Origin of the sequence: Serratia sp. AS12, assembly GCF_000214195.1 — a bacterium.
GTDB classification, from domain to species: domain Bacteria; phylum Pseudomonadota; class Gammaproteobacteria; order Enterobacterales; family Enterobacteriaceae; genus Serratia; species Serratia plymuthica.
Genome location: NC_015566.1, coordinates 2,143,774 through 2,170,533 on the forward strand (window position 1 = coordinate 2,143,774; position 26,760 = coordinate 2,170,533).

At 56.5% G+C, this 26,760-nt stretch carries 27 protein-coding genes and 1 tRNA gene; 16 read left to right on the top strand and 12 right to left on the bottom strand.

Translation table 11 applies throughout. From position 1 onward, the window contains the following. Positions 1 to 13 precede the first annotated feature (13 nt). From SERAS12_RS10020 to SERAS12_RS10035, 4 genes are all read left to right on the top strand, one after another. Complete coding sequence (locus SERAS12_RS10020) at positions 14 to 1,186, top strand: Gfo/Idh/MocA family protein (RefSeq protein ID WP_013812552.1); 1,173 nt, start codon at positions 14 to 16, stop codon at positions 1,184 to 1,186. 153 nt (positions 1,187 to 1,339) lie between these two features. Continuing rightward, positions 1,340 to 1,549 (top strand): hypothetical protein, encoded by a 210-nt coding sequence (locus SERAS12_RS10025; RefSeq protein ID WP_004943339.1) that lies wholly within the window; start codon positions 1,340 to 1,342, stop codon positions 1,547 to 1,549. 147 nt (positions 1,550 to 1,696) lie between these two features. Further along, the gene (locus SERAS12_RS10030; RefSeq protein WP_013812553.1) at positions 1,697 to 2,440 is read left to right on the top strand and encodes a DUF3658 domain-containing protein; all 744 of its coding nucleotides are present in this window, start codon (positions 1,697 to 1,699) and stop codon (positions 2,438 to 2,440) included. A gap of 127 nt (positions 2,441 to 2,567) precedes the next feature. Further along, positions 2,568 to 3,212 (top strand): Qnr family pentapeptide repeat protein, encoded by a 645-nt coding sequence (locus SERAS12_RS10035; RefSeq protein WP_013812554.1) that lies wholly within the window; start codon positions 2,568 to 2,570, stop codon positions 3,210 to 3,212. Positions 3,213 to 3,250: 38 nt separating this feature from the next. Here SERAS12_RS10035 and SERAS12_RS10040 read toward each other — a convergent pair whose 3' ends face one another. Together SERAS12_RS10040 and SERAS12_RS10045 are read right to left on the bottom strand one after the other, a co-directional pair. Further along, a complete protein-coding gene (locus SERAS12_RS10040; RefSeq protein WP_013812555.1) occupies positions 3,251 to 3,580 on the bottom strand; it encodes a DHCW motif cupin fold protein in 330 nt (109 codons plus the stop codon). Positions 3,581 to 3,627: 47 nt separating this feature from the next. After that, the gene (locus SERAS12_RS10045) at positions 3,628 to 4,248 is read right to left on the bottom strand and encodes a LysE family transporter (protein WP_041416561.1); all 621 of its coding nucleotides are present in this window, start codon (positions 4,246 to 4,248) and stop codon (positions 3,628 to 3,630) included. Positions 4,249 to 4,647: 399 nt separating this feature from the next. Between SERAS12_RS10045 and cspA the strand changes: the two genes are divergently transcribed. Continuing rightward, positions 4,648 to 4,860 (top strand): RNA chaperone/antiterminator CspA, encoded by a 213-nt coding sequence (gene cspA, locus SERAS12_RS10050; protein ID WP_004943356.1) that lies wholly within the window; start codon positions 4,648 to 4,650, stop codon positions 4,858 to 4,860. Positions 4,861 to 4,973: 113 nt separating this feature from the next. After that, positions 4,974 to 5,052 (top strand) — tRNA-OTHER (locus SERAS12_RS10055). Positions 5,053 to 5,443: 391 nt separating this feature from the next. Here SERAS12_RS10055 and SERAS12_RS10060 read toward each other — a convergent pair. Then, positions 5,444 to 6,385 (bottom strand): hypothetical protein, encoded by a 942-nt coding sequence (locus tag SERAS12_RS10060; RefSeq protein ID WP_013812557.1) that lies wholly within the window; start codon positions 6,383 to 6,385, stop codon positions 5,444 to 5,446. A gap of 675 nt (positions 6,386 to 7,060) precedes the next feature. On the opposite strand from SERAS12_RS10060, the gene SERAS12_RS10065 reads away from it, so the two are divergent. Continuing rightward, on the top strand, positions 7,061 to 7,816 hold the full coding sequence (locus SERAS12_RS10065) for an SDR family NAD(P)-dependent oxidoreductase (protein WP_013812558.1): 756 nt from the start codon (positions 7,061 to 7,063) through the stop codon (positions 7,814 to 7,816). A gap of 39 nt (positions 7,817 to 7,855) precedes the next feature. Here the strand turns inward: SERAS12_RS10065 and SERAS12_RS10070 are convergent, their stop codons facing one another. Genes SERAS12_RS10070 through puuD form a run of 4 tightly spaced genes read right to left on the bottom strand, consistent with a single transcriptional unit; the run spans position 7,856 to position 11,975 of the window. Further along, on the bottom strand, positions 7,856 to 9,136 hold the full coding sequence (locus SERAS12_RS10070) for an FAD-binding oxidoreductase (RefSeq protein WP_013812559.1): 1,281 nt from the start codon (positions 9,134 to 9,136) through the stop codon (positions 7,856 to 7,858). An 11-nt stretch (positions 9,137 to 9,147) separates the two neighbouring features. Next, positions 9,148 to 10,644 (bottom strand): aldehyde dehydrogenase PuuC, encoded by a 1,497-nt coding sequence (gene puuC / locus SERAS12_RS10075; protein WP_013812560.1) that lies wholly within the window; start codon positions 10,642 to 10,644, stop codon positions 9,148 to 9,150. A gap of 15 nt (positions 10,645 to 10,659) precedes the next feature. Further along, positions 10,660 to 11,217, bottom strand: coding sequence for an HTH-type transcriptional regulator PuuR (puuR, locus tag SERAS12_RS10080; protein ID WP_006320460.1), 558 nt, complete (start codon positions 11,215 to 11,217; stop codon positions 10,660 to 10,662). Next, positions 11,214 to 11,975, bottom strand: a complete 762-nt coding sequence (puuD, locus tag SERAS12_RS10085; protein ID WP_013812561.1) for a gamma-glutamyl-gamma-aminobutyrate hydrolase — start codon at positions 11,973 to 11,975, stop codon at positions 11,214 to 11,216. Before puuD ends, puuR begins: the two co-directional genes overlap by 4 nt. Before the next feature lie 240 nt (positions 11,976 to 12,215). Between puuD and SERAS12_RS10090 the strand changes: the two genes are divergently transcribed. From SERAS12_RS10090 to SERAS12_RS10110, 5 genes are all read left to right on the top strand, one after another. After that, positions 12,216 to 13,634, top strand: a complete 1,419-nt coding sequence (locus SERAS12_RS10090) for a glutamine synthetase family protein (protein ID WP_013812562.1) — start codon at positions 12,216 to 12,218, stop codon at positions 13,632 to 13,634. A 302-nt stretch (positions 13,635 to 13,936) separates the two neighbouring features. After that, positions 13,937 to 15,307 (top strand): APC family permease, encoded by a 1,371-nt coding sequence (locus SERAS12_RS10095; RefSeq protein ID WP_013812564.1) that lies wholly within the window; start codon positions 13,937 to 13,939, stop codon positions 15,305 to 15,307. Positions 15,308 to 15,398: 91 nt separating this feature from the next. Continuing rightward, positions 15,399 to 16,292: an aromatic amino acid DMT transporter YddG gene (yddG, locus tag SERAS12_RS10100; RefSeq protein ID WP_013812565.1), complete on the top strand. Its 894-nt coding sequence runs from the start codon at positions 15,399 to 15,401 to the stop codon at positions 16,290 to 16,292. A gap of 72 nt (positions 16,293 to 16,364) precedes the next feature. Next, positions 16,365 to 16,637: a hypothetical protein gene (locus SERAS12_RS10105; RefSeq protein WP_013812566.1), complete on the top strand. Its 273-nt coding sequence runs from the start codon at positions 16,365 to 16,367 to the stop codon at positions 16,635 to 16,637. Positions 16,638 to 17,026: 389 nt separating this feature from the next. Next, positions 17,027 to 17,908 carry a nucleoside-specific channel-forming protein Tsx gene (locus tag SERAS12_RS10110; RefSeq protein WP_041416058.1) on the top strand — a complete coding sequence of 294 codons (882 nt, stop codon included), beginning with the start codon at positions 17,027 to 17,029 and terminating at the stop codon, positions 17,906 to 17,908. A 53-nt stretch (positions 17,909 to 17,961) separates the two neighbouring features. Here the strand turns inward: SERAS12_RS10110 and SERAS12_RS10115 are convergent, their stop codons facing one another. Further along, positions 17,962 to 18,141, bottom strand: coding sequence for a hypothetical protein (locus tag SERAS12_RS10115; RefSeq protein ID WP_006324851.1), 180 nt, complete (start codon positions 18,139 to 18,141; stop codon positions 17,962 to 17,964). Between the two features lie 469 nt (positions 18,142 to 18,610). On the opposite strand from SERAS12_RS10115, the gene SERAS12_RS10120 reads away from it, so the two are divergent. Next, positions 18,611 to 19,114 carry an anti-virulence regulator CigR family protein gene (locus SERAS12_RS10120; protein ID WP_013812568.1) on the top strand — a complete coding sequence of 168 codons (504 nt, stop codon included), beginning with the start codon at positions 18,611 to 18,613 and terminating at the stop codon, positions 19,112 to 19,114. Positions 19,115 to 19,241: 127 nt separating this feature from the next. Continuing rightward, positions 19,242 to 19,772 (top strand): chorismate mutase, encoded by a 531-nt coding sequence (locus tag SERAS12_RS10125; RefSeq protein ID WP_013812569.1) that lies wholly within the window; start codon positions 19,242 to 19,244, stop codon positions 19,770 to 19,772. Positions 19,773 to 19,781: 9 nt separating this feature from the next. Here SERAS12_RS10125 and SERAS12_RS10130 read toward each other — a convergent pair whose 3' ends face one another. The 4 genes from SERAS12_RS10130 to hutC form a co-directional block, all read right to left on the bottom strand. Next, positions 19,782 to 21,317 (bottom strand): serine hydrolase, encoded by a 1,536-nt coding sequence (locus SERAS12_RS10130; protein ID WP_013812570.1) that lies wholly within the window; start codon positions 21,315 to 21,317, stop codon positions 19,782 to 19,784. A 324-nt stretch (positions 21,318 to 21,641) separates the two neighbouring features. Continuing rightward, a complete protein-coding gene (gene hutG, locus SERAS12_RS10135) occupies positions 21,642 to 22,442 on the bottom strand; it encodes an N-formylglutamate deformylase (protein ID WP_013812571.1) in 801 nt (266 codons plus the stop codon). Continuing rightward, positions 22,439 to 23,662 carry an imidazolonepropionase gene (gene hutI / locus SERAS12_RS10140; RefSeq protein WP_013812572.1) on the bottom strand — a complete coding sequence of 408 codons (1,224 nt, stop codon included), beginning with the start codon at positions 23,660 to 23,662 and terminating at the stop codon, positions 22,439 to 22,441. Before hutI ends, hutG begins: the two co-directional genes overlap by 4 nt. Positions 23,663 to 23,822: 160 nt before the next feature. Then, a complete protein-coding gene (gene hutC, locus SERAS12_RS10145; protein ID WP_371105559.1) occupies positions 23,823 to 24,539 on the bottom strand; it encodes a histidine utilization repressor in 717 nt (238 codons plus the stop codon). 215 nt (positions 24,540 to 24,754) lie between these two features. Between hutC and SERAS12_RS10150 the strand changes: the two genes are divergently transcribed. Both SERAS12_RS10150 and SERAS12_RS10155 read left to right on the top strand, forming a co-directional pair. Next, positions 24,755 to 26,125: a formimidoylglutamate deiminase gene (locus tag SERAS12_RS10150; protein WP_013812574.1), complete on the top strand. Its 1,371-nt coding sequence runs from the start codon at positions 24,755 to 24,757 to the stop codon at positions 26,123 to 26,125. Next, positions 26,125 to 26,688: a HutD family protein gene (locus SERAS12_RS10155; protein ID WP_013812575.1), complete on the top strand. Its 564-nt coding sequence runs from the start codon at positions 26,125 to 26,127 to the stop codon at positions 26,686 to 26,688. The genes SERAS12_RS10150 and SERAS12_RS10155 overlap by 1 nt, the downstream gene beginning before the upstream one ends. Positions 26,689 to 26,760 lie beyond the last annotated feature (72 nt).

Here is a 26,760-nt window from a genome sequence, read left to right on the forward strand (position 1 = left end):
CGGGAGAAACGTGATGATCAACGGCATTAAACCTCTGGAACGATCCCTGCGTTGGGGCATGGTCGGCGGTGGCGGCACCAGCCAAATCGGTTATATCCACCGTTCTGCGGCGCTGCGCGACGGCACTTTCACTCTGTTGGCCGGCGCGTTCGATATCGACGTGTCGCGCGGGTGCAGTTTTGGGCAAAGCCTGGGAGTGGCAGCGGACCGCTGTTACCCGGATTACGCCACGCTGTTTCGGGAAGAAGCCGCCAGGGCAGAGGGTATCGAGGCTGTTTCCATCGCCACGCCAAACAACACCCACTTTGCTATTTGCCAAGCGGCGCTGGAAGCGGGTTTGCACGTGGTGTGCGAAAAACCGCTGTGCTTTACCGCCGAGGAGGCGCAAATACTGGTCGAATTGAGCCAAAGGCAGCATAAAATTATCGGCGTCACCTACGGCTATTCCGGCCACCAGTTGATTTTGCAGGCCCGGCAGATGATTGCCGACGGCCTGCTGGGCGACATTCGCATTATCAACATGCAGTTCTCTCACGGGTTCCACGCCGCGCCGGTAGAGCAAGATAACCCCAGCACGCGTTGGCGGGTGGATCCGCGTTTTGTCGGCCCCAGCTATGTATTGGGCGATTTGGCTACCCATCCGCTGTTCCTGGCGGAAACCATGGTGCCGCAATTGAAGATCAAACGTCTGATGTGCAGCCGCCAGAGCTTTGTCAAAACCCGTGCGCCGCTGGAAGACAATGCCTACGTGTTGATGGAGTACGACAACGGCGCGGTCGGTTCAATGTGGTGTTCGGCGGTCAACAGCGGCTCGATGCACGGCCAGAAGGTGCGCATCGTCGGCGAGAAGGCCAGCCTGGAATGGTGGGACGAACAGCCTAACCAAATGCGATTTGAAGTACAGGGCGAGCCGGTGCGCATTCTGGAGCGGGGCATGCCTTACCTGAATCACGCTGCGTTGGCGGACGACAGGATTGGCGGCGGTCATCCCGAGGGGCTGTTTGAAGCCTGGTCAAATCTGTACCGACGTTTTGCGCTGGCGATGGACGCCACCGACCGGCGGGACGAGGCTTTCCTGGCAGATTTCTGGTACCCCGACGTGCATGCCGGGGCGATGGGCGTGCGTTGGGTCGAAAACTGCGTGCGTTCCGCCGATGCCGGCGCCAGTTGGGTTGAGTTTCGCTAAAGCCCCGTAAGCGAGGTGGGGCCTCGGCGGCATTATTTTAGTTCGCTTTTTCGCCACCCAGACGCCAGAGGGACGATACAGTGATCTGCCTCATTAGAGAAAGGGGGGAAAGGCTGATAGGGTAGGGGTTGGCCCAATCACAAGGAGAGAACGATGTTAGAGCAATACTACCCGGCGACGATGAGCTCCAAACCCGTCACGGACGAGCAGCATAAAAGGCTAGTGGCCGTACAGGCGGCGCTGGAGCTGATCAAGGCCACCTTGTCCGATACCAACGACGGCAACGGCGTGGATTTTCAACTGAAAGCCGCCGAAAAGCACATTGGCCCCATGGCGGATGCCATACAGGAAGCCTTGAAGTAAGCGCCTGCCGCCCATAATCAACCGCCCCTCTGGGCGGTTTTTTGCATTTTGTCCGGCATATTCGGATTGTTTGTCATAGAGCGAAACGGGAAAAGTTGTAAAATCGACCTCAGGATTATCTTAGGAAAGAGCGTGAGGAGAACGTTGATGAAGGATGTGCATATCGCACTGTCGGGCAGCTGTGTACGGTTGGCTTACCCGGGAGAAGACGTACTGGATTTTCCCGACCGGCTGTCATTCGGGCCGCTGTATGCGCTCGACGACGATGGCGCGTTGCAGGCCAGAACCCGCTGGTTGCGCGATTTATACCAATCCGTTCACGCGCCTGAGTGGGATACTTCCGAAGAGAGCCAGGCGGGGATGACGACGTTAAAAGCGCAACTTGCCGCCGTTACCGGGCAAGTGACCCTGTGGGTCGGCGATAACGCCGATGAACAGCTGATGCTGCGTGCACTGCTGCCGCTGCTTGGCGAACGCCCGATCTTTGTCGTCAACGTAACCGAACACACCGGGCGGCCGAGCACCCACTGGTGTGCGACGGAAATGCTGGAGCCCTTGTGGATCCGGCGACGTGAACTGACGTCGGCAGACAAAACCGCGCTCACCGCCGACTGGCATCGCTTGTTGGTGGAGAATGCCCCGGTGCGGATTTTTGCGGAAAACGCGGTTCGCGGTCAGGCGCAGGATTTTCATGACCGTCAACTGCTTGACGCCTGCCCTGACGATTACACCCAGGGTTCGCGGGTGGTGGGCGAGGCGATGGTGAATTCGCCTTATCCGGTGGGGGACACCTTTTTGAATTTCCGTCTGTACGCCTTGATTGCACAGGGGGCATTACAAGCTCAGACCGCCGGCATGAACATGAACCGGATCAAGGTCAAACTGGCATAAGTTCCCTCATGCTGCACGCGGATTTTTTGTGCCTTCCTGCGGAGAAAATAGGCCAAAGCGGTTTTCCCGGCCGTGCGGATCGGCTTATAATACGTCATTAACTGTATAAATAAACAGGTTGGTTGCAATGACGTTGGCTTTGGATGGTGAAAAAATTGGCCGTAACCGGTTTACCGGCGAGAAGATTGAAAACGGCACTTTCCGTAACTGTGATTTCTCGGGGGCGGATCTGACCGGCACCGAGTTCATCGGCTGTCAGTTTTACGATCGCGAGAGCCAGCAAGGCGGCAATTTCAGCCGCGCGCTGCTGAAAGACGCCAGCTTCAAAAACTGCGATTTATCGATGGCTGATTTCAGAAATGCCCATGCGCTGGGCATTGAAATTCGCGAGTGTCGTGCACAGGGCGCCGATTTTCGCGGTGCCAGTTTTATGAACATGATCACCACGCGTATCGGGTTCTGCAGCGCTTACATCACTAAAACCAACCTCAGCTACGCCAATTTTTCGAAAGTGGTATTGGAGAAGTGCGAGCTGTGGGAAAACCGCTGGAATGGGGCGCAGATCCTCGGTGCGACCTTTAGCGGTTCCGATCTTTCCGGCGGCGAATTTTCTTCATTCGACTGGCGTGCCGCCAACTTTACCCATTGCGATCTGACCAATTCTGAATTGGGTGAGTTGGACGTGCGCGGCGTCGATTTGCAGGGGGTAAAACTGGACAGTTATCAGGCGTTCCAGATCATGGAACGCCTGGGCATCGCGATTATCGGTTAGGGCCTAAGGCAGGCAACGCCGGCAATCTGGCGCAGGCATTAATCGACGATAAACAGCCGCGCACCGCCTTGCGTTGACGAGCGGTGCGGTTCGGCGTCGTCCGCCACCTGATAACTCATGCCCGGCAGCAGAACAAAGCGTCGGCCATCGGCCAACTCGGTATGCAATTCACCGCTCAGGCACAGAAGAATATGGCCTTTGGTACACCAGTGGTCCGCGAGGTAGTCGGCCGTGTACTCAACCATTCTGACGCGCAGGTCGCCAAACCGGCGAGTTCGCCAATAGGCCATGCCGGTAATGCCTGGGTGCTCCGTTGCGGCGATGTCTTGCCAGTCAGTGATACCGAAGGGGAGGTCGGTTATTTTCATGGATTTTCCTGGTAAACAGCCTGATAAATTGGGTACATCACCCATCGTCAACGCAGTAACTGCCGTATTCCCAGCCCGACGATCAACGTGCCGCAAATTCTGTCGATAGAGGCTTTGCTGCGGCGATAGGCGCTGGCAATAGGGGCGTGCGACAGCACCAGAACGACCAGTCCATACCAACAACCGGCAATCACCGCCACTTCCGCCAGCATGGCGGCGAAGGTCGCCGCTGAGACATGCGCCGGTGCCGCTGACGAGAATACCGCCGCGTAGAAGGCGACAGATTTAGGATTGGCAATATTGGTCGCGATCCCCTGTACAAAAGCGACGCGTGATCCGCTTTTTTCACGGGCGCTGGCGCTTATCAAACCTGAGACAGGTTTTGCTTTGGCGAACAGACGGCAACCAAACCAAATAAGATAACCGGCACCGGCGATTTTGACTGCCATCGCCAGCCAGGGGAACAGGGCAAAAACCAGGCCGATGCCGAGAATCGCGCCGCTGGCCCAGAACAGATTGACCAGCACGATACCGGCTACCAGAGCGAAAGCTTCCGCCCGGCGCGCAGATACGGCTTTATGCGCTACGGCGACAAAGTTGGGGCCAGGCACCACTACGCCGACCACATACAGGGTGAAAACGGCGATTACCGCGGACATATCGATCATCATGCTACAGCCGATCAGAAAGGAACATGTCAGCAGTTTTATAATGAATCGCGGCCACAATCCATCCTGATATCCGTGCGGAGCGGAAAATTTTTCTTCCGTCTTTATGCTGCCTTTCTCAGCGGCGAGCTTTCATCGTGTTGAACGTAATAAATTCATAGGGTGTATAAATATAATTATAAATATTCCTTGCTTAAATAATCTAGCTGTGTGTAAATAGCGTCATCGGTTTGTAGTACAGACCTTATGAAAGCAGTTTTAGTAAAGCAGTTCTCAGTATTAGTGATATCCCATAGATACCTCTTCTCCCGCGAATTACCTTCTCTAGTGCCCAATAAGTTTCCAACAAAAACAGACCTCTATCGCCTTATGGCGTCTCAAAATATAAAGGAAATATCTATGTCTACTAAAATGACTGGTTTGGTAAAATGGTTTGATGCAGGTAAAGGTTTTGGTTTCATCTCTCCGGCAGACGGCAGCAAAGACGTGTTCGTGCACTTCTCTGCCATTCAGAGCAATGATTTCAAAACTCTTGATGAAGGCCAGCGCGTTGAGTTCACCATCGAAAGTGGTGCAAAAGGCCCTTCAGCAGGCAACGTAGTGGTTTTATGATTTTAAGGTAATGTTTTATTTCTTGCGATAGCGATGATGGCTTAAGCCGGAGCGGATGAGAAATAAAAGCGTTGCTCGAATAAACTCCGGGTTCGCCCGGAGTATTAATGAATACGTCATTAGCTCAGCAGGAAGAGCGGCGGTGAATTTATTTACTGGCGGACTGGGGTTCGATTCCTCGATGACGTTCCAATAATTTATTATTGGCAACAGCAAAACAGATTGGCGCATAAATAATAAAGCGGCGTCTCAGTCTTTTTTTCTGTTGTGAAAAGGTTGTGCTTAGGCTGCGTAACGTTGGAGTGTTCGATGGACGCTTACGCCATAACATGACGGTCGGGAAAGTAACCGGCAACCATCTTTATAATACCCTGCCTAATAGTATCCATTTTTTAAACACACCCGAATAAAACAGGCTCTAAAAATATTTCCGTTTAATTTTAACGCAAAATAAAAAGCAGCGAAAGCATTGATAAAGCAGTGATCAAAGTTAATTGACCACCGCCGGAAGGTATTAAAATGCATAATACATTCGATATATTTTCAATAGGATATTTTATTCGCGTGTAATAATCTTGGCTGGTTATTTGAATGTTGCGCTGCTATCCGTTTTGGCAATGCACATCCGCCCAGTAAAGTGCCCGCCAGGTTGGCCAACCTGATATTCTCCGTGAAGGTGAATGTCGGTGTGGTCTGTTAGTTCACTGACGGTCACGGGAGAATGAAAATTATGGGCATATCCCTGACTAATAACCTTAGTGCCCGCTTCATTTTTTATTTCAGCATTATGCGCCGTGGCGCTAATGGCTGCACTATCATTAACATAAGTTTGCAAAACGGTTCGACTAACGCTTGGAGTGATAGTCCAGGTGCCGTCAATGTTATAAGTCACGTTAAAGGTGGTGAAACCGCCGGTGGCATCACATAACGCTGCATTCGCGGATGAACTGGTAAAGTTCATGACCGTTCCTGAAGTATATTGGCCTGTCTGTACGTAAAATTTGAGGATTGGCTGACAGTCCAGGTTGCTGCTGGGATTGACCGTTACAAAGTTAGATAATATCACGGTGCCGTTAATCAGTTGCACGGCGGAGCCGCCATTGTACTGGGTCAGTCCGGGATTATAGGTAGGAGATACGATGCGGAACGCTCCCGGCTGTACCCCCACTGCCGGGACCGGCGGAGCCAAGCCCAAGGCTGGGTTGACGATCATGGCGGAGCTGTTGTTGGTGGCTGCTCCGCCCGCGGCAGGTGTCAACCCGATGGGTTGAATAGCCGAAGTGTAACCTGAAGGTTGGCCAACCTGAGGCGGAGTGACCTGCTGTTGCACGCCGGCGTAGTACTGTAAATTCAGCAAAAATGTATAAACACTGCCGCCTTGAGACGATGGCAGGATGGGCGTAGACAGTAGGCTGTTGGAATAGACTACTGGCCCCCCTACATAAATAGACGGCTGTTGGAAGAAGAAAAAGTTTTGAAGAGATTGACTGTTGTTTGTGACATTAATTTGGATCAAGGTAGACATAGGTAACTCCTGCATTTAGATTTTGAAAAGAACATGGTTATTTCGATTAAAATAAGGCCGTGTCTACTAATTTCTTCGACAAAAGAAGTATAGATGAGTATTTTTTTAATGCTTGTGGACGATTCTTTTTTTTGTGTTGCGTTTGGAATGATGAATTATTCATTGATTAGCACTCTATTTGTCAATTGCCATTACTGTGGCGATATTTTATGGCTTGTTATTGAAATGCCGAGATCTTTTTAATTAATTCAAAAGTCATTGATTTTAATTGCATATTATATCTTTCTTGATTTTTATTAATTAATAATTTTGGATGAAAAAATATTCTCTATTTAAAACAATCACTCTAACTAAAAGGGAGGCTGACGGCATTTTTTTATTTTTATTTTAGATGCGATGACTTCATGGGGATAGATTGAGGATTTTCCCTGCTGTCTGCGGTGTGTCAGGTAATCTCTCTTTGAAATAGTTGCTGTGGTAAATTTTATTATATCCATCAATTAATTGGCTTAATTCCGAGAATGATTATTCCAGTGCATTGAAATTGCTATTAATACCTCTTTTGGGTTAATAAACCGCACGTTTTGACTGGCTCTTGCCCTCCATGAGTTTTATCCTCGGATCTCAGCAGGATTTGTATGATTTATAGAAATATATTCACATGGAGGAGGTTTCATGCGTTTCGACAATAAAGTGGTAGTGATCACCGGCGCAGGCAATGGGATGGGGGAAGCGGCGGCACGCCGATTTTCCGCCGAGGGAGCTGTGGTGGTGCTGGCGGACTGGGCTAAGGACGCGGTAGATACCGTTGCCGCCTCACTGCCGAAAGGCAGGGCGCTGGCGGTACACATCGACGTTTCCGACCCGGTTGCGGTTGAAAAAATGATGAACGAGGTGGCGGCAAAACTGGGCCGCATCGACGTGTTGCTGAACAATGCCGGCGTACACGTGGCGGGTACAGTGCTGGAAACCAGCGTGGCCGACTGGCGACGCATCGCTGGGGTGGATATCGACGGCGTAGTATTCTGTTCCAAATTCGCCATGCCTTATCTGCTGAAAACCAAGGGTTGTATCGTTAACACCGCCTCGGTATCCGGCCTGGGGGGCGACTGGGGCGCGGCATATTACTGTGCGGCGAAAGGGGCGGTGGTCAACCTGACGCGCGCCATGGCGCTGGATCACGGCGGTGACGGTGTACGCGTTAACTCGGTGTGCCCGAGCCTGGTGAAAACCAATATGACCAATGGCTGGCCGCAGGAGATCCGCGACAAGTTCAACGAGCGCATTGCGTTGGGGCGTGCGGCAGAGCCGGAAGAAGTGGCGGCGGTGATGGCGTTTCTGGCCAGCGACGACGCCAGCTTTATCAACGGCGCCAACATCCCGGTTGACGGCGGCGCGACCGCATCAGACGGTCAACCGAAGATCGTTTGATCCTTGGCATAAAGGGCCCAGCATGCTGGGCCCCTTGCATCACACCCCCATCCGATCTCGCAGCGTATAGTAAGCGGCGCCAATTGCGGTGAACGGAATTTGCAGGTTGCGGCCACCGAAGAACGGCAGGTGCGGCAGCTTGGCAAAGGCATCGAAACGCTCCGCATCGCCGCGCATCAGCTCGGCAATCAGCTTGCCCGCCAGATGGGTACAGGTCACGCCGTGACCGCTGTAGCCCTGCATGTAATACACATTATTCTCCAGCCGGCCGAATTGCGGCATGCGCGACAGCGTGAGAAGGAAGTTGCCGGTCCAGCGGTAGTCGATGCGAACGCCTTTCAGCTGCGGGAAGGTTTTCAACAGTTTTGGCCGGATCAGATTATCGATATCGTCCGGATCGCGTGCGCCATACACCACGCCGCCGCCGTACAGCAGGCGGTTATCGCCGGTAATGCGGTAATAATCCAGCAGGTAGTTGCAGTCTTCCACGCAGTAATTCTGCGGGATCAGCGACTGCGCCACTTCCGGCGCCAGCGGTTCGGTGGCTACCACCTGCGTGCCGCACGGCATGCTGCGTTTCGCCAACCGGGGTTCCAGCTTGTCGCCCAGATAAGCATTACCGGCCACAATCACATAGCGAGCCTTCACCTGGCCACCGGCGGTGTTGACCAGCGCCGGCTCGCCGTGGCGAATATGGGTCACCGCCGACTGCTCGAAGATGCGCCCGCCCTGCAGGCGAATCGCCTCGGCTTCACCGAGCGCCAGATTCAGCGGATGAATATGGCCGCCGCTGTGATCCAGCAGCGCGCCGACGTAACGTTCGCTGTTCACTTCTTCACGGATCCGCTCTGCGTCCAGCAACTCCAGTTGGGTATTGCCGTAGCGCTCCCAATGTTGTTTCTGCTCGATCAGCGCATGATATTGCCGGTTGTTCAGCGCGGCGAAGATGCCGCCGGGGCGATAGTCGCATTCGATGGCGTATCGCTTGATACGGCTGCGAATGATCTCTGCGCCTTCGAATATCATGCTGCCGAGCATCCGGGCGCTTTCTGCGCCATAGCGTTCTTCGATGACGTCAATGTCGCGGCTATAGGAATTCACCAACTGGCCGCCGTTACGGCCGCTGGCGCCGAAGCCGATACGGGCGGATTCCAGCACCACCACGTTGTAGCCCGCCTCTACCAGGAACAGCGCAGAAGACAGACCGGTGTAGCCACCGCCGACGATACAAACATCGCATTCAATAGATTCATTCAGTTGCGGGTAGGGCTGATGGCTGTTGGCCGAAGCCGCATAATAGCTTTTTACGTGTTCAGTCATGATAGGGGCCCTTATTCCAGCGAAATCCAGGTGGTTTTCAGTTCGGTGAATTTATCCAGCGCGTGCAGCGATTTGTCGCGGCCATTGCCGCTTTGCTTGTAGCCGCCGAACGGCACGGTCATGTCTCCGTCGTTGTAGTTATTGACGAAAACCGAACCGGCTTTTAACTGTCGAGCCATGCGGTGGGCGCGGGACAGGTCGCGCGTCCAGACGGCGGCTCCCAGGCCGTATTCGCTGTCGTTGGCTAATTGCAATGCCTGCTGTTCGCCGTTAAAGGACGTCACCGCCAGTACCGGGCCGAAAATCTCATCGCGCGCCACGCTCATGGCGTTATCCACCTGGATGAGAATGGTTGGGCCGAGATAACCGGCATGGCCGCTACGCGGGTGCTCGCGGCCATCAAGAAACAGCGCTGCGCCTTGGCTCAACCCTTGCTCGATATAATCGGCCACTTTTTCACAGTGAGCCTGATCGATCAGCGTGCCCATCACCGTGGTCGGATCGAGCGGATCGCCCGGTATAAAGGCTGCCGCATGCTTGCGCAGGGCTTGCAAGAATTCCTGTTGAATGCTCTCTTCCACCAGCAGCCGGGTGCCGGCGATACACACTTGCCCCTGATTGTAGAAGATACCCGCCGCCGCGGCCTGTGCCGCTTTATCCAGATCCGGGCAGTCGGCAAAAATGATATTGGCGCTTTTGCCGCCGGCTTCCAGCCATACCCGTTTCATATTGGATTGCCCGGCGTAGATCATCAGTTGTTTGGCGACCTGGGTGGAACCGGTGAAGGTAAGGGCGTCGACGTCGTTATGCAGCGCCAGCGCCTTGCCCGCATCGTGGCCGTAACCGGGGATGATGTTCAGCACGCCGTCCGGTAACCCGGCCTGTTGCGCCAGCTTGCCCAGATAGATCGCGCTCAGCGGGGATTTTTCCGAAGGTTTGAGGATCACGCTGTTGCCGGTGGCCAGCGCCGGGCCGAGTTTCCAGCAGGCCAGCAGCAGCGGGAAGTTCCAGGGTACGATAGCGCCAACCACGCCGATCGGCTCGCGTTCGATCAGCGCCAGTGCATCGCCGCCGGTGGGGGCGATTTCGCCGTAGACCTTGTCGACAGCTTCGGCGTACCAGCGCAGACAGCGGATAGCGCCAGGCACGTCGTCGCGCAGGCTGTGGAGGATCGGCTTGCCGGTATCCAGCGTTTCCAGCAATGCCAGTTCCTCTTGGTGCTGCTCCATCAATGCCGCCAGTTGCAGCAAGGTCGCCTTGCGTTGCGCCGGTGCGGCCCGTGACCAGTCGCCGCGCTCAAACACCTCGCGCGCCGCGCTGACAGCCAGATCGATATCGGCGCTGCTCCCCCGCGCCACCTGCGTCAATTCGCGCTGCGCGGCAGGATCCTCCAGGGTAAAGGTTTCGCCTTCAGCGGCCTCTTGATAACGGCCATTAATAAAGAGTCGGTTCTCAATATTCAGGGCTTGCGCCCGGTGTTGCCAATACTGCAGGTGATGGAAGTCCATGCCTTGCTCCGTTGATCAGAATGTCGTCGGGGTATGGGCGCTGATAATCCGGCAAATCCGCGCCGACGTGTTGCTGAAACTGTGGGGAATGCCGGTGTTGATGGCGTAGCTCTGGCCGGCCAACAGGTGATAGTTCTGCCCGTTGACCTGCAGCAGCACTTCGCCTTCCAGCAGGGTGCCGATCTCTTCCCCCTGATGTTTGATGCGTTCGCCGGTAGTGGTGCCCGGCTCGTAGGTTTCGATCATCATCGCCAGCGTACGGTTGGGGTCGCCGTTGTGGATCAGCTTCATCGACACCCCCTGGCTGCCAATCTCGATCAGGTCTTCATGATCGATGACAATCCGCGTTTCATCCGGTTTTTCCGGCTCGGCGAAAAATGCCGATAGCGACAATCCATACACCGTCAGCAGTTTTTGCAGCGTGCTGATGGCCGGGCTGACTTTGTCCTGTTCGATAGTGCTGATGGCGCTGTGGGTTAATCCAGACAGTTCGGCGGCGCGGCGCTGTGACAACCCTAGTTGCTGACGGATCTGCGACAGACGTTTCCCCGGTGCCAAGCTGACATCGCTCATAGGCGTTTTTCCTTTTGGTAGTGCCGGCAAGCGGTAATGAAGCCTTCAAACAACAGGCGCGACAGGGCGTACTCCTCACTGTTCCATTCCGGGTGCCATTGCACGCCCAGCGCGAAGGGCTGGTCACGCAGGCTGATCGCCTCCACCAGCCCATCGGCGGCATGGGCCTCGATGCGGACGTTGGGGCCGAGGGTTTTTGACCCTTGCCCGTGCAGTGAGTTGACCCAGAATCTGTTGCAATCCGGTATCAGTTGCGACAGCAGCCCGCCATCCTGAACGATGACTTCGTGGGCGGGGGCGTATTGTTGATCCAGCGGCAGATCGTGATCTTCACGGTGTTCGAGCAGTTCGGGCAGTTCAAACAAACGACGATGCAGCGTGCCTTGGGTGGCAACCACCATTTCCTGCATGCCGCGGCAAATGGCGAAAAGGGGAATGTGCCTGTCGAGCGCATGGCGGATCAGCGCCAGGCTCAATTCATCTCGCCCAGGATCGGCGTCAGGCTCATCGCCGTTTTCACCATAAAGGTGCGGCTGCACGTTACTGGGGCTGCCGGGCAGCAAAATGCCATCGAGGTGCGGCAGCAATTCTTCCAGCAGTGTGGGCTCCGCCAACGCGTGCGGCAGGGCGATCGGCAACCCTCCGGCGGTGATTACTGCATTCAGGTACTTTTCTTGCAAGGTCTGGGTGAGATGCTCGTTTAACCTATACCTGCACATCACTACGCCGACCATTGGTCTGTTAAATATATTGCCCATGCTATCCCCTTGGGTTGTTCGAAATTATGAACGATAAACTTCTTTAGTGCCATTTTCGTTCAATATTTTATAAATCTAGCAGTCGAATGGGCAATATTCAAACTCAAATTAACACTTGCAAAACAATTTTGTTGCAACTATGTTTCATTGGTGGGCATTATATTGAACGCGATGGTCAAAAAACATCGACAGCAATAAGTGTGAGAACCACTGACAAAAACATAGAATGGCGGGTGAATCATGCAGACCAACATAGTAGAAGTGGAAAACTTTGTTCAGCACAACGAAGAAAGGCGAAGTAGCGCGTTCCAGCGTGAAGTGAAGAAGTACCTGGAACGTTATCCATTGACTCAGCACGTTGATGTTCTGCTGACCGATCTCAACGGCAGTTTTCGCGGCAAACGCATACCTGTCAGTGGCCTGAGCAAGCTGGAGAAAGGCTGTTACTTTCCGGCGTCGGTGTTTGCGATGGATATTCTCGGTAACGTAGTAGAAGAAGCCGGGCTGGGGCAGGAACTGGGTGAGCCGGATCATATCTGTGTCCCGGTGCCGGGCACGCTGACGCCTTCGGCGGCGGATCCGCAATATATCGGCCAGGTACTGCTCACCATGCTGGATGAAGAGGGTACTCCCTTTGACGTTGAACCGCGTAATGTGCTGAACCGAGTGTGGCAGCGTTTGCGTCAACGCGGGCTTTCCCCCGTAGTAGCGGTAGAGTTGGAGTTCTATCTCATCGATCGCCAACGCGACTCAGAGGGCTATCTTCAGCCGCCGTGTGCGCCGGGCACTCAGGAGCGCAATACCCAGAGTCAGGTGTATTCCGTCGACAACCTTAATCACTTCGCCGACGTGTTGAGCGACATCGACGAGCTGGCGCGTTTGCAAGGCATCCCGGCGGACGGCGCGGTGGCGGAAGCCTCACCCGGCCAGTTTGAGGTAAACCTGCATCATACCGATAACGTTCTGCAAGCCTGTGACCACGCGTTGGCGCTGAAGCGCCTGATCCGCATGGTGGCGGAAAATCACAACATGCACGCCACCTTTATGGCCAAGCCCTATGAAGAACACGCCGGCAGCGGCATGCACGTGCATATCAGCATGCTCGACAAACAGGGCAACAACGTATTAGCCGATGACGACGGCGAAGATTCCGCACTGCTGAAGCAGGCGCTGGCGGGGATGATCGCCCTGATGCCTTCTTCTATTGCGCTGCTGGCACCCAACGTTAATGCCTATCGCCGCTTTCAGCCGGGCATGTACGTGCCGACCCAGGCTTCCTGGGGCCACAACAACCGTACCGTGGCGCTGCGCATCCCCTGCGGCGATCGCGACAATCACCGCGTGGAGTACCGCGTGGCTGGTGCCGATGCCAACCCTTATCTGGTGATGGCGACCATTCTGGCGGGTATTGTTTACGGGCTGGAAACGCCGTTGCCGCTGCAAGAGCCGGTGACCGGCAACGGATTGGAGCAGGAAGGACTGGCGTTCCCGATCCGCCAGAGCGATGCGCTGTACGAATTCGAGCATCAACCGGTGCTGAATGCGCTGCTCGGCGAAAGGTTCAGCCATGTTTACCTGGCCTGTAAAACGGATGAGATGGTGCAGTTCGAGCGCCTGATCACCGAAACCGAAATCGAGTGGATGCTGAAAAACGCCTGACCCCGCTCCCGAACTTACCGCGCGCGTCTGGCGCATTCCGCCGGCTATCCTGTGGCCTGCGAAGCTGCGCGCAGCGGTACAGCATTTCTTCCATCTGGGCGTACAGGACGCCGGCGAGGAAATAATCATGACAGCCATTACCCTTCCGTCAGTCAGCGCGGACGCGTGTCCGTGCCGCAGTGAATACGGGCCATCCGCAGGCCTCCGCTATCGCTTTTCCCGCCGCCCGAGCAGCAGTTTCCCCGCGGCCTCTCTGAATGACGTTAAACGGTTACCAGCAGAGGACAACGAGGGGAAGCGCTATGACGATTAATGCCACTGACTGTAATCCGGCGGCCAAGCCGCAGCTGCGCAAGAGCCTTAAACTGTGGCAGGTGGTGATGATGGGCCTGGCGTATCTGACGCCGATGACGGTGTTCGATACCTTCGGCATCGTGTCCGGCGTCACCGACGGCCATGTGCCTTCTTCCTACCTGTTTGCGCTGGTCGGGGTACTGTTTACCGCCATCAGCTACGGTAAGCTGGTACGCCAGTTTCCGACCGCCGGCTCTGCTTACACCTACGCGCAGAAAGCGATCAACCCGCACGTCGGTTTTCTGGTCGGCTGGTCCTCGCTGCTGGATTACCTGTTCCTGCCGATGATCAACACGCTGTTGGCGAAGATTTACCTGACCGCGCTGTTCCCCGAAGTCCCTCCCTGGATTTGGGTGGTGGGATTTGTGATCATCATGACGGCCATTAACCTGAAAAGCGTCAATCTGGTGGCCAATTTCAATACGTTGTTCGTACTGGCCCAGGTGGCGATTATTCTGGTGTTCATCTACCTGGTGGTGCACGGCCTGCGTAACGGCGAAGGGGTAGGAAGGGTATGGAGTTTGCAGCCGTTCATCAGTGAGAACGCGCATCTGTTGCCGATTATCACCGGTGCTACCATCCTGTGCTTCTCGTTCCTCGGTTTTGATGCGGTCACCACCCTGTGTGAAGAAACGCCCAATGCCGCCAAGGTGATCCCGCGCGCAATTTTCCTGACCGCGCTGTACGGCGGGGTGATCTTTATCAGCGTGTCGTTCTTTATCCAGCTGTTTTTCCCTTCCATTCAGCGTTTTCATCAGCCGGATGCGGCGTTGCCGGAAATCGCGCTGTACGTGGGCGGCAAGCTGTTCCAGGCCATCTTCTTGTGCACCACCTTCATCAACACGCTGGCTTCCGGCCTGGCTTCGCATGCCAGCGTTTCACGGCTGCTGTATGTGATGGGGCGCGATAACGTGTTCCCGGAAAAGTTCTTCGGCTATATCCACCCGAAATGGCGCACGCCGGCATTGAACGTACTGATGGTCGGGCTGGTGGCGCTGTCCGCGCTGTCTTTTGATCTGGTCACCGCCACGGCGCTGATCAACTTCGGCGCGTTGGTGGCCTTTACCTTCGTTAATCTGTCGGTTATCAGCCATTTCTTTATTCGCGAGGGGCGCAACAAAAGCTGGAAGGACCGTTTCAACTACCTGATCCTGCCTCTGATTGGCGCGTTGACGGTGGCGGTGCTGTGGTTGAACCTGGAAAAAAGTTCGCTGACCATGGGGCTGATCTGGGCGGCGCTGGGCTTTGCTTATCTGGTGTACCTCACCCGGCGTTTTCGCCAACCACCGCCGCAGTTTGAGCGGCAGCCGCAGCAATAACGACATCAGGCGGGTTTTCCCGCCTTTCTTTTTCTGCCGCCCGGCAGTAGAGTGAAAATCCCGATAAAAAATAACCCATTGGATCGTCTTCATGTTTTCTTTACCCACCCAGCATAAAGCCACGCTGTTCGGTTTATTGGCGATCCTGCTGTGGAGCAGCGTTGTTGGTCTGATCCGCAGCGTCAGCGAAGGGCTGGGGCCGATTGGCGGTGCGGCGATGATCTACAGCGTCAGCGCAGTGTTTTTGCTGCTGGTGCTGCGTTTGCCGAATTTGCGCCATTTTCCCCGTCTTTATCTGATCCTCGGCAGCCTGCTGTTTGTCAGCTATGAGATCTGCCTGTCGCTGTCTCTGGGTTATGCCAATACCCGGCTGCAGGCGATAGAAGTGGGGATGATCAACTATCTCTGGCCCTGTTTTACCGTGCTGATGGCGCTGGTGTTCAACGGGCAAAAAGCCAAATGGTGGCTGTTGCCTGGCTTACTGTTGTCGCTGTTCGGTATTGGCTGGATCATGAGCGGCGAGGGCGGGTGGTCGCCGGCGCAGATGCTGGAGAATGTGCGCAGTAACCCGCTGAGTTATTCGCTGGCTTTCAGCGGCGCAGTGATTTGGGCGCTGTATTGCAATCTGACCAAAAAAATTGCGCAGGGCAGCAACGGCGTGGTGCTGTTTATTGCGCTGACCGCCGTGGCGCTGTGGCTGAAATATGCCTTCAGCGACGAAAGCGGCATGCAGTTCACCTGGCCGGTGACCCTGACGCTGCTGTGTGCCGGCGCGGCGATGGGGGTCGGTTACGCGGCGTGGAACGTCGGTATTTTGCACGGCAACATGACGCTGCTGGCGACGGTATCCTATTTTACGCCGGTGCTGTCGGCGGTATTCGCCGCGCTGGTGCTCGATACTTCGCTAACGGTCAGTTTCTGGCAGGGCGTAGTGATGGTCACGCTCGGCTCGCTGATCTGCTGGCAGGCAACCCGAGGAAAGTAACGGAAATTTTCAGTCGACCCTGGGATAGTGGGCTAGAATTTAACTATCGATTGTGCCTGAAGGAACATAAAAATGAGAGACGATATCCAATTCATTCAGCAGCCAGTGATTGACGATGAAAACTATATGCGCGGTGATACTGTGCGTCTGACCACCGCTAATTTGCGTCATGAATACCAGCTTGATGTCGGCATTCTGCGCCGGGAAGGCAAGTTGATTTTCGGTTCCGTGGTTGCCGCTGCGCCGAAGGTGGACATTCCCCCTAAAGAGTGGGAGGTGGCTCCGGGGCAGGAAGTGGTTTTCCGCCAGGAAAATATTGCCAAAGCGGTGCCGGGCGTGCGTTGAGTTTTCCACGGCCATCAGACCCATTTTCCACTCATCTCTTTTCTTCAGCCGGCCATTTTTGAGCCGGCTTTTTTTGGCCTGAAAATGCCATCCGCACTCATTTTGGGTGTCGTGCATAATTGGCACAAAAACTGCTTTATAAATCACCGATCATGACAAAAATCACATCGAACGTGAATTTGCATGAAACATAATTTGACAAATGTGAACGCAATCGATTACCTATTCGCGAAATGCATAACTGGATCACAGATTATTACACTCAGTGATTTCTATAATGCGCGCGTCGCCCGAGAAGTTTGTCAGCGGGGCAACGCCAGGTGTCGTCAGACTCATTGTCATCTTTTCTAACGGGCAGGAAATGGCCCTTTAAGCATGTGGTAATAAAAATGAAAAAAATAGCTCTAGCAGCAGGTGTATTGCTCGCCGCGTCTTACAGTGCATCATCAATGGCTGATAGCAAAGACAGCGAATTCGTTTCGGATTGGTGGCACCAGAGCGTTAACGTGGTGGGGAGCTACCACACCCGTTTCGGACCTCAGTTGAACAACGATGTGTATCTTGAGTATGAAGCCTTTGCCAAAAAAGATTGGTTCGATTTCTATGGCTACGTCGACGTGCCTAAATTCTTCGGTGTCGGCAACACGCCGGATCGCGGGATTTGGGACAAGGGCTCACCGATGTTTATGGAGATCGAACCGCGCTTCTCCATCGACAAGCTGACCGGCACCAATCTGGGCTTTGGCCCGTTCAAAGAATGGTACTTCGCCAACAACTACATCTATGATCTGGGCCACAACGCCGATGGCCGTCAGAATACCTGGTACATGGGCCTGGGTACGGACATCGATACCGGCCTGCCGATGAGCCTGTCGATGAACATCTATGCCAAATACCAATGGGAAAACTACCAGGCTGCCAATGAGAACAGCTGGGACGGTTACCGTTTCAAGGTGAAGTATTTTGTGCCGTTGACCCAGCTGTGGGGCGGTAATTTGAGCTACATCGGTTTCACCAACTTTGACTTCGGTTCCGATCTGGGCAAAGACAGCAACTGGACCGACGGTACAGGCAAACAGGTGCGCACCAGCAACTCGATCGCATCCAGCCATATTCTGGCGCTGAACTACGATCACTGGCACTACTCGTTCGTGGCCCGTTACTTCCATAACGGCGGCCAGTGGCAGGACGGCGCGGAGATCGGTACGCCGCAGGGCCCAATTAAATCTACAGGCTGGGGTTACTACCTCGTGGCCGGTTATAACTTCTGATTTTCCGTGGTATCAGAAACAGAAAACCCCGCGTTGCGGGGTTTTTTTTGTCATCACTGAGCTTGTTCACCGGGTAAATGTCTCACCGGCATAAATAATCGTCCTTTGATTACATGGCATTCATTATCGATCCAATGGATGATTTGTTCACGGCTCACGCCTTCGGATTGCGCGTAGCGGTGAAGATCGCCATTAAAGTGCTGAGTGATGTATTCCATGAGGGTCATTTGCATGTCTTTTGCTCCTGAACGCCCACCCGTTGCCAACTGGCCACCGCGGGAGGTTAAGGTTTCTCAGACGCTGAATTTAAAGTATTGGCTACCAAATCTCAACATAAAGCACCGGGTTGGTGCGACAGGCGTCAAATTTAGCAGGAAAAAGAATCCCGCACGGAGAGGCGGGAAGCATTCAGTTTATCATTCTGGACGATAAAATAAGATTTGAGGTGCGACGAAAAAGAGCAGACTAACTCTTTTTGGTACCTTTCCAAGGTACTGGAAGACTTATTTTGCCGCAAGAAAAATCTTGTCGCCAAATTCGGTTTTTTCGAATAGTTTTGCGCAGGAATAATCTTTCATCAATTTCCTTACGCTTGCCAGCCCGCCTGCCTTGTCAGGGTTCCTTATCTCGGATTTTTCCTCATCCTTTATGGGGGGAATTAACGCTATAGTTAATGTAATACCCCAAGCAGGAAGTCATAACATGAACAAACGTCGTACTACTCTCACGGCGCTGGCGTTGATCGTATCGTTGGGCCTGTCCTCTGCGCCGGCGTTCGCCGATAAGGGCGGCAATGGTCACGGCAATGGTAATGGCGGCGGTCACGGTAATAGTCAGGGCAACGGTAATGGTCACGGCAATGGCAATAGCGGTGATCATGGCAAGGGCAATAAAGACAACGGCTACAAAGCCAAAGGTGACGAACGCGATCTGGTGTCGGTGAATATCTCTCACGACCGGGTGCGTTCGCTGGCGCTGAATTACGGTCTGACCGGCTATCGTTCTCTGCCGCCGGGCATCGCCAAAAACCTGGCACGCGGCAAACCACTGCCTCCAGGCATCGCCAAGAAAATGGTGCCGTCTTCAATGCTGCGCGATCTGCCGTCCTATCCAGGTTACGAATGGCGTATCGCCGGTAACGATCTGGTGCTGGTGGCGCTGAGCACCGCCATTGTGGCTTCGGTGATTAACGGCGTGTTTGACTAACACCGGCCTCTTCGGCTCAAAGCCTCGCTTCGGCGGGGCTTTTTTCTTTCCGAGGGAGAGTTGCCTGAGCGGCGGCGATTGTGATGAACTCTGTTTCCATATTTGGGCAAACAAAAAGGAAAGGGTTATGTTCAGAGCGTTATTGTTCGTCTGCTGTCTGGCCAGTTTTTCAGCGCTGGCAGGCGACGGGGCGCAGCTTGGCGAATTGGTCAACCAGCGTCTGGCCTATATGAAAGACGTCGCCGGTTACAAAGCGCAGCAGCATTTGCCGATCGAGGATCTGGAGCAAGAAACCAAGGTGCTGGCGAGCACAGAAGCGGAGGCGGGCAGGTTAGGGTTGGCGCCGCGCTCGGTGCGACCGTTTATTGTGGCGCAGATGGACGCCGCCAAGGCGATTCAGTACCGCTATCGCGCAGACTGGCTGGCGACGCCGGAAAGCGATTGGCAACCGCGCCCGCTGAATAGCGTGCGGCCGCAACTCGCCGAGCTGAGCAATCGCATTCTGCAACGGCTGGCGCAGCAATTAAAGGCCGGGCCGTTGACGGAACAGGCTCGCGGCGCTTTTGTCAGCGCCATTCGTCAGCCTAATCTCAGCGATGCCGACAAGCAGCGGTTGTTCACCGCCTTGCTGGCGGCCAGGGCCGACAAGGCGGGCTGAGCGGCGTCGCTAATCTCGGCCGGCGCTGCTGCGCTGAAAGGTCAGCACCCGGCTGCGGTTGGCGATCAAATCCACGCTGTAGCCGCGAAAGTATAAACAAAAGCGTTTTAGCCACGGGCCGTCGTGGCTTTCCACCAGCATACGGCCGTTGCCGAGTGAGCTGACGGTGCCGGTCTGCGTCGCCGGACCCACGCCGATGTGTATTTGATTGCCGCAAATCTCGAAGGCGGTGCGGTACTGCGGGTGATACCAGAAACCCTGAACATGTTTCAGGCAGTCGCCGTTGGGCGTTACCGGCAGAAAGCTGCGCGCCACGTGGCCCACTTCGCCTTCAACCGCTTCACCGGTCCATTTCAGCCGCATTGGCATATGGGCAGAAAGCGACACCGCGTAGCCGTCGTCGGCCTGATAAAGCGGCTCGCCGGTCCCCAAATAGGTCACATTACCGTCCTCTACCTCCAGCCAGTAAGGTTCGGCCACCGTAGCGTAAATGCCATCGGGAATGGCGGTGCTGCGCTGGGGTAACGCCTCACCGAGCAGGGCGGCCATCACCTGTAGCGCCATGCCAAAGCTGTCGCAATCCTCGCGGTTGGCCACCAGCGCTACCCCAGCCTGCCGATCGGGTGCCAGCAGGAAATAGCTTTTGTAACCGGCGTGTGAGCCGCCGTGGCCCAGCAACCTATAGGTACCGAGCGGGGTTTGCGCCAGCCCCAGACCGTAAGCGCTGAGCTGGCCCTGATTGATCCGCCGTGGGGCACTGAGCTGCGCCAACACGCCGTGGCCCGGGCCTTCATCCGCCAGCAGCGTTTGTAGCCAGCAAGTGAGGGCATTGGCGCTGCCGGTCAGGCTGCCGGAAGCGGACAGATGCAGGCCGGCGCTGGCCAGTTGCCAACCTTGCGGGGAACGCCAGTAACCGGGTGCCAGCCCAGGCACCACGTCAAACCAGCTTTCGGGCGCCCGCAGCTGAACCTGCAGCGGTTGGGCAATATGCTGTTGCACCAGTTGATCGAAATCGTAGCCTTTGGCTTTCAGCGCCGCCTCAACCAGCCGGTATCCGGTATTGGTGTAGGCGACTTCGCTGCCGGCCGGATAATTGAGTTCACGCAGGCCCTGAAGGAACTGCATCACCGGCTGCGCATCGCTGCGGGTATGCACCGAGATGCCGAGCAGCCCCAGCGTTTCACGCACGTCGGGCAGTCCGCTGGTCATGTCCAGCGCCTGGCCGACGGTCACGTCCGCCAGCGGAGCATGCAGTTCAGGCAGTAAATCGCCGAGGCGATCGCGCAGATTGAGGGCGTTGCCGGTGGCGTTCAGCGCCAGCGCGGCGAAAATATGTTTGGTGACTGAGGCGTAGCGCACCACGCTGTCGGCGGTAAAGGGGGTGTTTTGCGCCAGATCGGCCAGGCCGGCGCTGGCGGTCGCCCGTATCTGCCCGGCGTCGAACAGGGTCATTGCCCCGCCGGGTTCGCCATCGGTGCGCCAATTCGCCAACAGCCGATCGGCAACGGCCTGTGCGGCACGCCAGTTTAACGGGGTTTCAGACATGGTAGCCTCCAGAGTAGGTCATCAATTTGGGCCTTGCGCCGTGCACCCGGATCCCATAGCCGCCTGGGGCGCTGGGAGAGGGGTTTACGGGAGTTTATACCCAGGCCATCGCCGGGCTTTTCGGCAGAGTGTGGCGTACCGCGCGATCCCTATGCCGCTGTTTTGTGCGTTGTCCGACCAGGTACAAGGGTTTTCACTCAAACTGCGATGCAGTGCGCAAATTGAAACCAAGGAAGGAAAGGAGGCATGATTTATGCCGCAAAATCAGGAGGGGAAGTGACGCCGGGGCAAGACAAGCGGCCCCGGCTTGGCATAGACGGTGGGTTAACGCGGTTGCCCGCAGGACAGCAGACTGTCGATCATTTGCTTCAGCAGGCGCTGCAAAGTGGCCGCACGCTGCGGCTCGAAGGCAAAGGGATACTGTTCGGACATGTAGTTCACCTGCGCCAGCTCCAGTTGAATCGCATGCTGCTGTTGCTGCGGCTGACCATAAGCACGGGTGATGTACCCGCCTTTAAAGCGGCCGTTAAGCACATGCGTGAACTGCTGTTGTTGTTCGCAGCAGGCCACCAGGCGATCGCTCAGCGCCTGGGCGCAGCTTTCGCCGCCGTTGGTGCCCAAGTTGAGATCCGGCAACTTGCCGTCGAACAATCGTGGGATCACCGAGGCGATGGAGTGCGCATCGAACAGCAATGCGTAGCCGTGTTTGGCTTTCAGTCGCGTCAGTTCATCCTGCAATTGCTGGTGGTAGGGCTGCCAGATTTGCTGTAAATAGCCGGCACGCTCTTCGTCCGACGGCGCTTTACCCGGCAAAAAGCTCGGGCGACCGTCAAACAGCACGTCAGGGTACAGACCGGTGGTGGCGGTGGCGTACAGCGGCTTATCGTCCGCCGGGCGGTTCAGATCGATGACAAAACGCGAGTAGTTGCCGACCAGCACGCTGGCACCCATAGTGCGGGCAAACTCATACAGCTGCGGGATATGCCAGTCGGTATCGGGCAGTGGCCGCGCCTCTTCGGTCAAACCGGCTTCGACCGCCGGCGTCAAGCGGGTGCCGGCATGGGGAATGCTGATCAGCAGCGGCAGGCTGCCGGTCTGGAAATTATAGGGATCGCGAATGGTCATTGACGTACTTCTCCTCGGAAAATCACCGTACAGGGCAGTTGTCCGCCCAACCAGTAAGCCAGCTCAGCCGGCCGGGAAAGCGGCCAGTGCACAAAATCCGCCACCTTGCCGGTTTCCAGCGTGCCGTGGCTGTCCTGCAGGCCCAGCGCTTTGGCCGCGTGCACCGTGACGCCCGCCAGCGCTTCTTCCGGCGTAAGGCGGAACAGCGTGCAGGCCATGTTGATCATCAGGCGCAGCGACAGCGCCGGGGAGGTGCCCGGGTTGGCGTCGCTGGCGATCGCCATTGCCACCCGGTGCTTGCGGAACAGATCCACCGGCGGGCACTGGGTTTCGCGCAGCAGGTAATAAGCGCCGGGCAGCAGCACCGCAACGGTGCCGGCATCGCCCATCGCCCGGGCATCTTGCTCGGTGGCATATTCCAGGTGATCGGCGGAGAGCGCATGGTGATGCGCCGCCAACTCGCTGCCGCCGAGGGCGGAAAGTTGTTCGGCGTGCAGCTTCACCGGCAGGCTGGCGGCTTCGGCGGCGGCGAACACCCGCTCAACCTGCGCCGGTGAGAACGCCAGATGCTCGCAGAAGGCGTCGACCGCATCCGCCAGCCCGGTGGCGGCGGCCTGAGGAATAATGGTGTTGCACACCAGATCGATATAATCGTCGGCGCGATTGGCGTATTCCGGCGGCAGCGCGTGGGCCGCCAGGCAGGTGGTTTTCACCTCTACCGGCAGCATTTCGCCAAGCCGGCGCGCCACGCGCAGCATTTTCAGTTCGCTTTCCGGCGTCAGCCCGTAACCGGACTTGATCTCCACGCAGGTTACACCTTCCGCCAATAGCGGCCGTAAACGGAACAGAGCTTGCTCGAGCAGCGCCTCTTCGTCGGCGTCGCGGGTGGCTTTGACCGTGGAAATGATGCCGCCGCCCTGGGCTGCGATCTCGGCATAACTCACGCCGTTCAGGCGCTGTTCGAATTCGCCGCTGCGGTTGCCGCCGAACACCAGATGGGTATGGCAGTCGACAAAGCCCGGCGTGATGATGCCGCCGTCGAATTTCACCCTTTCATCGGCGATCAGCCCCGCAGGCAGCGCGGCATATTCGCCCACCCAGACGATTTTGCCTGCACGCACGGCGATCGCGCCATCGCTGAGGGTGTGATACTTGCCGTCGCGCATGGTGACGATGTCGGCCCCGTGCCACAGGCTGTCGCAGTGAATCTCAGACGTCATTGCTTTCCTCCGCCGGAGCCTTGGCTCCCACATGGTTGTATATACAATTAAAAACAACCTAGCGCATTCACCGGTTTGTCACAAGAGGCGGGGTAAAAATTTGTTATCGGGATGTGATCGCGGAGGGAGGGCGGGCGCAAAGGCTGCACCCGCAGAGGAATTAAACGTCGCTGGTGAAACGGCCGAACAGCTGATAGCGGCTGCCGGGATACAGCAGGCGCGCCGAGGTGACGACGTTTTTGCCGGACCAGGTGCGGCGGTGAATCAACAGACCCGGTTCGTGATCTTCCAGTTGCAGCAGATCGCGCTCATGGCTGGTGGGTACTACCGCTTCCACGATGTGCTCGCCGGCGGTCAGCGGAGCGGCTTGCGTCAGGTAGGTATACGGCGTCACGCGGTCGAAATCCTGCTTCATGTAATCGGGCGCCACTACCGGATTGACGCAGCGGTCTTCCACCTGCACCGGCAGGTCGTTTTCGTAATGCACGATCTGCGAATAGAACAGCTGCTGGCCGGGTTGAATACCCAGCGCGAGCGCTTCTTCTTCGCTGGCCGGGCGCGCTTTCAGCTGCAGGATCTTGCTGCTGTGGCGATGGCCGCGGGCGGCGATTTCGTCGGCGATGTTATGCACTTCCAGCAGCGCGGTATGCGCTTTGGCCTCGGCGACGAAGGTGCCGACGCCTTGCATGCGGATCAGAAAACCTTCGCTGGTCAGCTCGCGCAGCGCGCGGTTGATGGTCATGCGGCTGACGCCCAGTTCCGCCACCAGTTCACTTTCAGAGGGCACGCGCTGGTGCGGCAGCCAGTGGCCCGCACGGATTTGGTTTACGATCGCCTGCTTGACCCGTTGGTAGATCGGGGCGGGGGTATCGCTCATTGCAGCAGCCAGTTGTAACAGGGTCTGTTGATCCACCACGACGTTAACCTCGTCAAATAAAAAAATAATAACACCAGTTTACTGTTGATGTCGGCGTATGTATATGTATATACAACTAAGGGCCGGTTCGCCATAGCAATGCGATGGGCCTGTGCATTTTCGGATGCGTGATCCTCGCGCGTTATTAGCCGTTACATTAACAGTGGAATACTGCCATGCCTGCTTATTTTGCCTCACGCGCTCTGCTCCCTGAGGGGTGGGCGCATAACGTCCGTCTGGACGTCGATGCGCACGGTCACCTGGCTCAGGTGATTGCCGATTCAGATCCCGAAGGTTGCATTCGCTTGCACGGCGATGTGGTGCCGGGCATGCCGAACCTGCATTCCCACGCCTTTCAGCGTGCGATGGCCGGGCTGGCAGAGGTCGCGGGCAACCCGCAGGACAGTTTCTGGACCTGGCGCGATCTGATGTATCGCCTGGTACAGCGACTGACCCCGGAGCAGGTGGAAGTTATCGCCCGACAACTGTATATCGAAATGCTGAAGGGGGGATATACCCAGGTTGCCGAGTTCCACTATCTGCATCATGGCGCCGACGGCAATCCTTACGCCGATCGCGGCGAAATGACCGGTCGGCTCAGCCAGGCGGCGCAGCAGGCCGGGATCGGCATGACCTTGCTGCCGGTGCTGTACAGCTACGCCGGTTTTGGCGCTCAGCCCGCCCAGCCGGGGCAGAAACGTTTTATTCAGGATGCGGACAGCTACCTGCGACAGCAGCAGGTGATTGCCCGCCAGGTGGCGGACCAACCGCTGCAAAATCAAGGTCTGTGCTTCCATTCCTTGCGTGCGGTGGAACTGAGCCAGATGCAGCAAATCCTGGCGGTGTCGGACAGCGCCTTGCCGGTGCATATTCATATCGCCGAACAGCAAAAAGAGGTCAATGATTGCCTGGCCTGGAGCGGTCAACGCCCTGTGGCCTGGCTCTATGAGCACATGCCGGTGGACTCGCGTTGGTGCCTGGTGCACGCCACCCATCTCGATCGCGCAGAGCTGGAGCAATTGGCGCGCAGCCAGGCGGTGGCCGGCCTGTGCCTGACCACCGAGGCCAACCTGGGCGATGGCATTTTCCCCGGTGACGCCTATCTGCACCGTCAGGGGCGTTGGGGCATAGGTTCCGACAGCCACGTGTCGCTCAACGTAGTGGAAGAACTGCGCTGGTTCGAATACGGCCAGCGACTGCGCGATCAGCGCCGTAACCGCTTGACCACGCCACAACAACCGGCGGTGGCGGACGTGTTGTACCAGCAGGCATTGCAGGGCGGTGCGCAGGCCTGCGGCGCGCCAATCGGCCGTTTGCAGAGCGGCTACCGCGCCGATTGGCTGGTACTGGATGGCGACGATCCTTATCTGGCCGCAGCATCCGATGCCTCGATCCTCAACCGCTGGCTGTTCGCCGGTGGCAAAGAGCAAATCCGTGACGTTTTCGTCGGTGGCCGTCAGGTGATCGAACAGGGGCGTCACGCGTTGCAACAGCAAAGCAGTGCGGAATTCCTGCAAGTACTGAAAACTTTCCAGCAGGAGGCGTGATGAGCCTGACCCGTTTTGATTTTGATTCCCTGCCGGTGACGCCCTGGCGCAACGGCGGCGGCGAAACCCGTGAGATCGTCTGCTGGCCGGCGGGGGCGCAAGACTTTGACTGGCGCGCCAGCATCGCCACCATCGCGCAGGACGGCCCATTTTCGGCATTTGACGGCATCGACCGCTCGATTACCCTGCTGGAGGGCGACGGCGTGCATTTGTTCAGCGCCGGGCACATCGATCACCGACTGTCGCAGATTGGCGAGCCGTTCGCCTTTTCCGGCGACGTGGCGTTGAACGCCACGCTGCTGGGCGGCGCCAGCCAGGATTTCAACATCATGACCCGACGCGGGCGCTGGGCGGCCAATGTGCAGCGCATTACCGCCGGCGTGGCATTGCCGGCAGGCCACGCCGGTGTGCTGTATGTGTTGCATGGAACCTGGTCATTGGTGGGCGGCGTCACGCTGTCGGCGCGTCAGGGCGGCTGGTGGTCGGCCGAACGTCACGACGGGCAGTTGACGCCGCTGGCGAAAGAGAGCCTGGCCCTGTGGGCCGATATTCACCCGGTTTAATCCGCTCATCCGGCAGGCGGCGCCCTTGCTCCAATTAGGTGCGCCGCTTGCGCCATCATGATTCACCCGCAC

Excerpts from the sequence above, each read along its gene's own strand:
- SERAS12_RS10020 (WP_013812552.1), top strand. The coding sequence starts at position 14 with ATGATCAACGGCATTAAACCTCTGGAACGATCCCTGCGTTGGGGCATG.
- SERAS12_RS10025 (WP_004943339.1), top strand. The coding sequence starts at position 1,340 with ATGTTAGAGCAATACTACCCGGCGACGATGAGCTCCAAACCCGTCACG.
- SERAS12_RS10030 (WP_013812553.1), top strand. The coding sequence starts at position 1,697 with ATGAAGGATGTGCATATCGCACTGTCGGGCAGCTGTGTACGGTTGGCT.
- SERAS12_RS10035 (WP_013812554.1), top strand. The coding sequence starts at position 2,568 with ATGACGTTGGCTTTGGATGGTGAAAAAATTGGCCGTAACCGGTTTACC.
- SERAS12_RS10040 (WP_013812555.1), bottom strand. The coding sequence starts at position 3,580 with ATGAAAATAACCGACCTCCCCTTCGGTATCACTGACTGGCAAGACATC.
- SERAS12_RS10045 (WP_041416561.1), bottom strand. The coding sequence starts at position 4,248 with ATGATCGATATGTCCGCGGTAATCGCCGTTTTCACCCTGTATGTGGTC.
- cspA (WP_004943356.1), top strand. The coding sequence starts at position 4,648 with ATGTCTACTAAAATGACTGGTTTGGTAAAATGGTTTGATGCAGGTAAA.
- SERAS12_RS10060 (WP_013812557.1), bottom strand. The coding sequence starts at position 6,385 with ATGTCTACCTTGATCCAAATTAATGTCACAAACAACAGTCAATCTCTT.
- SERAS12_RS10065 (WP_013812558.1), top strand. The coding sequence starts at position 7,061 with ATGCGTTTCGACAATAAAGTGGTAGTGATCACCGGCGCAGGCAATGGG.
- SERAS12_RS10070 (WP_013812559.1), bottom strand. The coding sequence starts at position 9,136 with ATGACTGAACACGTAAAAAGCTATTATGCGGCTTCGGCCAACAGCCAT.
- puuC (WP_013812560.1), bottom strand. The coding sequence starts at position 10,644 with ATGGACTTCCATCACCTGCAGTATTGGCAACACCGGGCGCAAGCCCTG.
- puuR (WP_006320460.1), bottom strand. The coding sequence starts at position 11,217 with ATGAGCGATGTCAGCTTGGCACCGGGGAAACGTCTGTCGCAGATCCGT.
- puuD (WP_013812561.1), bottom strand. The coding sequence starts at position 11,975 with ATGGGCAATATATTTAACAGACCAATGGTCGGCGTAGTGATGTGCAGG.
- SERAS12_RS10090 (WP_013812562.1), top strand. The coding sequence starts at position 12,216 with ATGCAGACCAACATAGTAGAAGTGGAAAACTTTGTTCAGCACAACGAA.
- SERAS12_RS10095 (WP_013812564.1), top strand. The coding sequence starts at position 13,937 with ATGACGATTAATGCCACTGACTGTAATCCGGCGGCCAAGCCGCAGCTG.
- yddG (WP_013812565.1), top strand. The coding sequence starts at position 15,399 with ATGTTTTCTTTACCCACCCAGCATAAAGCCACGCTGTTCGGTTTATTG.
- SERAS12_RS10105 (WP_013812566.1), top strand. The coding sequence starts at position 16,365 with ATGAGAGACGATATCCAATTCATTCAGCAGCCAGTGATTGACGATGAA.
- SERAS12_RS10110 (WP_041416058.1), top strand. The coding sequence starts at position 17,027 with ATGAAAAAAATAGCTCTAGCAGCAGGTGTATTGCTCGCCGCGTCTTAC.
- SERAS12_RS10115 (WP_006324851.1), bottom strand. The coding sequence starts at position 18,141 with ATGCAAATGACCCTCATGGAATACATCACTCAGCACTTTAATGGCGAT.
- SERAS12_RS10120 (WP_013812568.1), top strand. The coding sequence starts at position 18,611 with ATGAACAAACGTCGTACTACTCTCACGGCGCTGGCGTTGATCGTATCG.
- SERAS12_RS10125 (WP_013812569.1), top strand. The coding sequence starts at position 19,242 with ATGTTCAGAGCGTTATTGTTCGTCTGCTGTCTGGCCAGTTTTTCAGCG.
- SERAS12_RS10130 (WP_013812570.1), bottom strand. The coding sequence starts at position 21,317 with ATGTCTGAAACCCCGTTAAACTGGCGTGCCGCACAGGCCGTTGCCGAT.
- hutG (WP_013812571.1), bottom strand. The coding sequence starts at position 22,442 with ATGACCATTCGCGATCCCTATAATTTCCAGACCGGCAGCCTGCCGCTG.
- hutI (WP_013812572.1), bottom strand. The coding sequence starts at position 23,662 with ATGACGTCTGAGATTCACTGCGACAGCCTGTGGCACGGGGCCGACATC.
- hutC (WP_371105559.1), bottom strand. The coding sequence starts at position 24,539 with ATGAGCGATACCCCCGCCCCGATCTACCAACGGGTCAAGCAGGCGATC.
- SERAS12_RS10150 (WP_013812574.1), top strand. The coding sequence starts at position 24,755 with ATGCCTGCTTATTTTGCCTCACGCGCTCTGCTCCCTGAGGGGTGGGCG.
- SERAS12_RS10155 (WP_013812575.1), top strand. The coding sequence starts at position 26,125 with ATGAGCCTGACCCGTTTTGATTTTGATTCCCTGCCGGTGACGCCCTGG.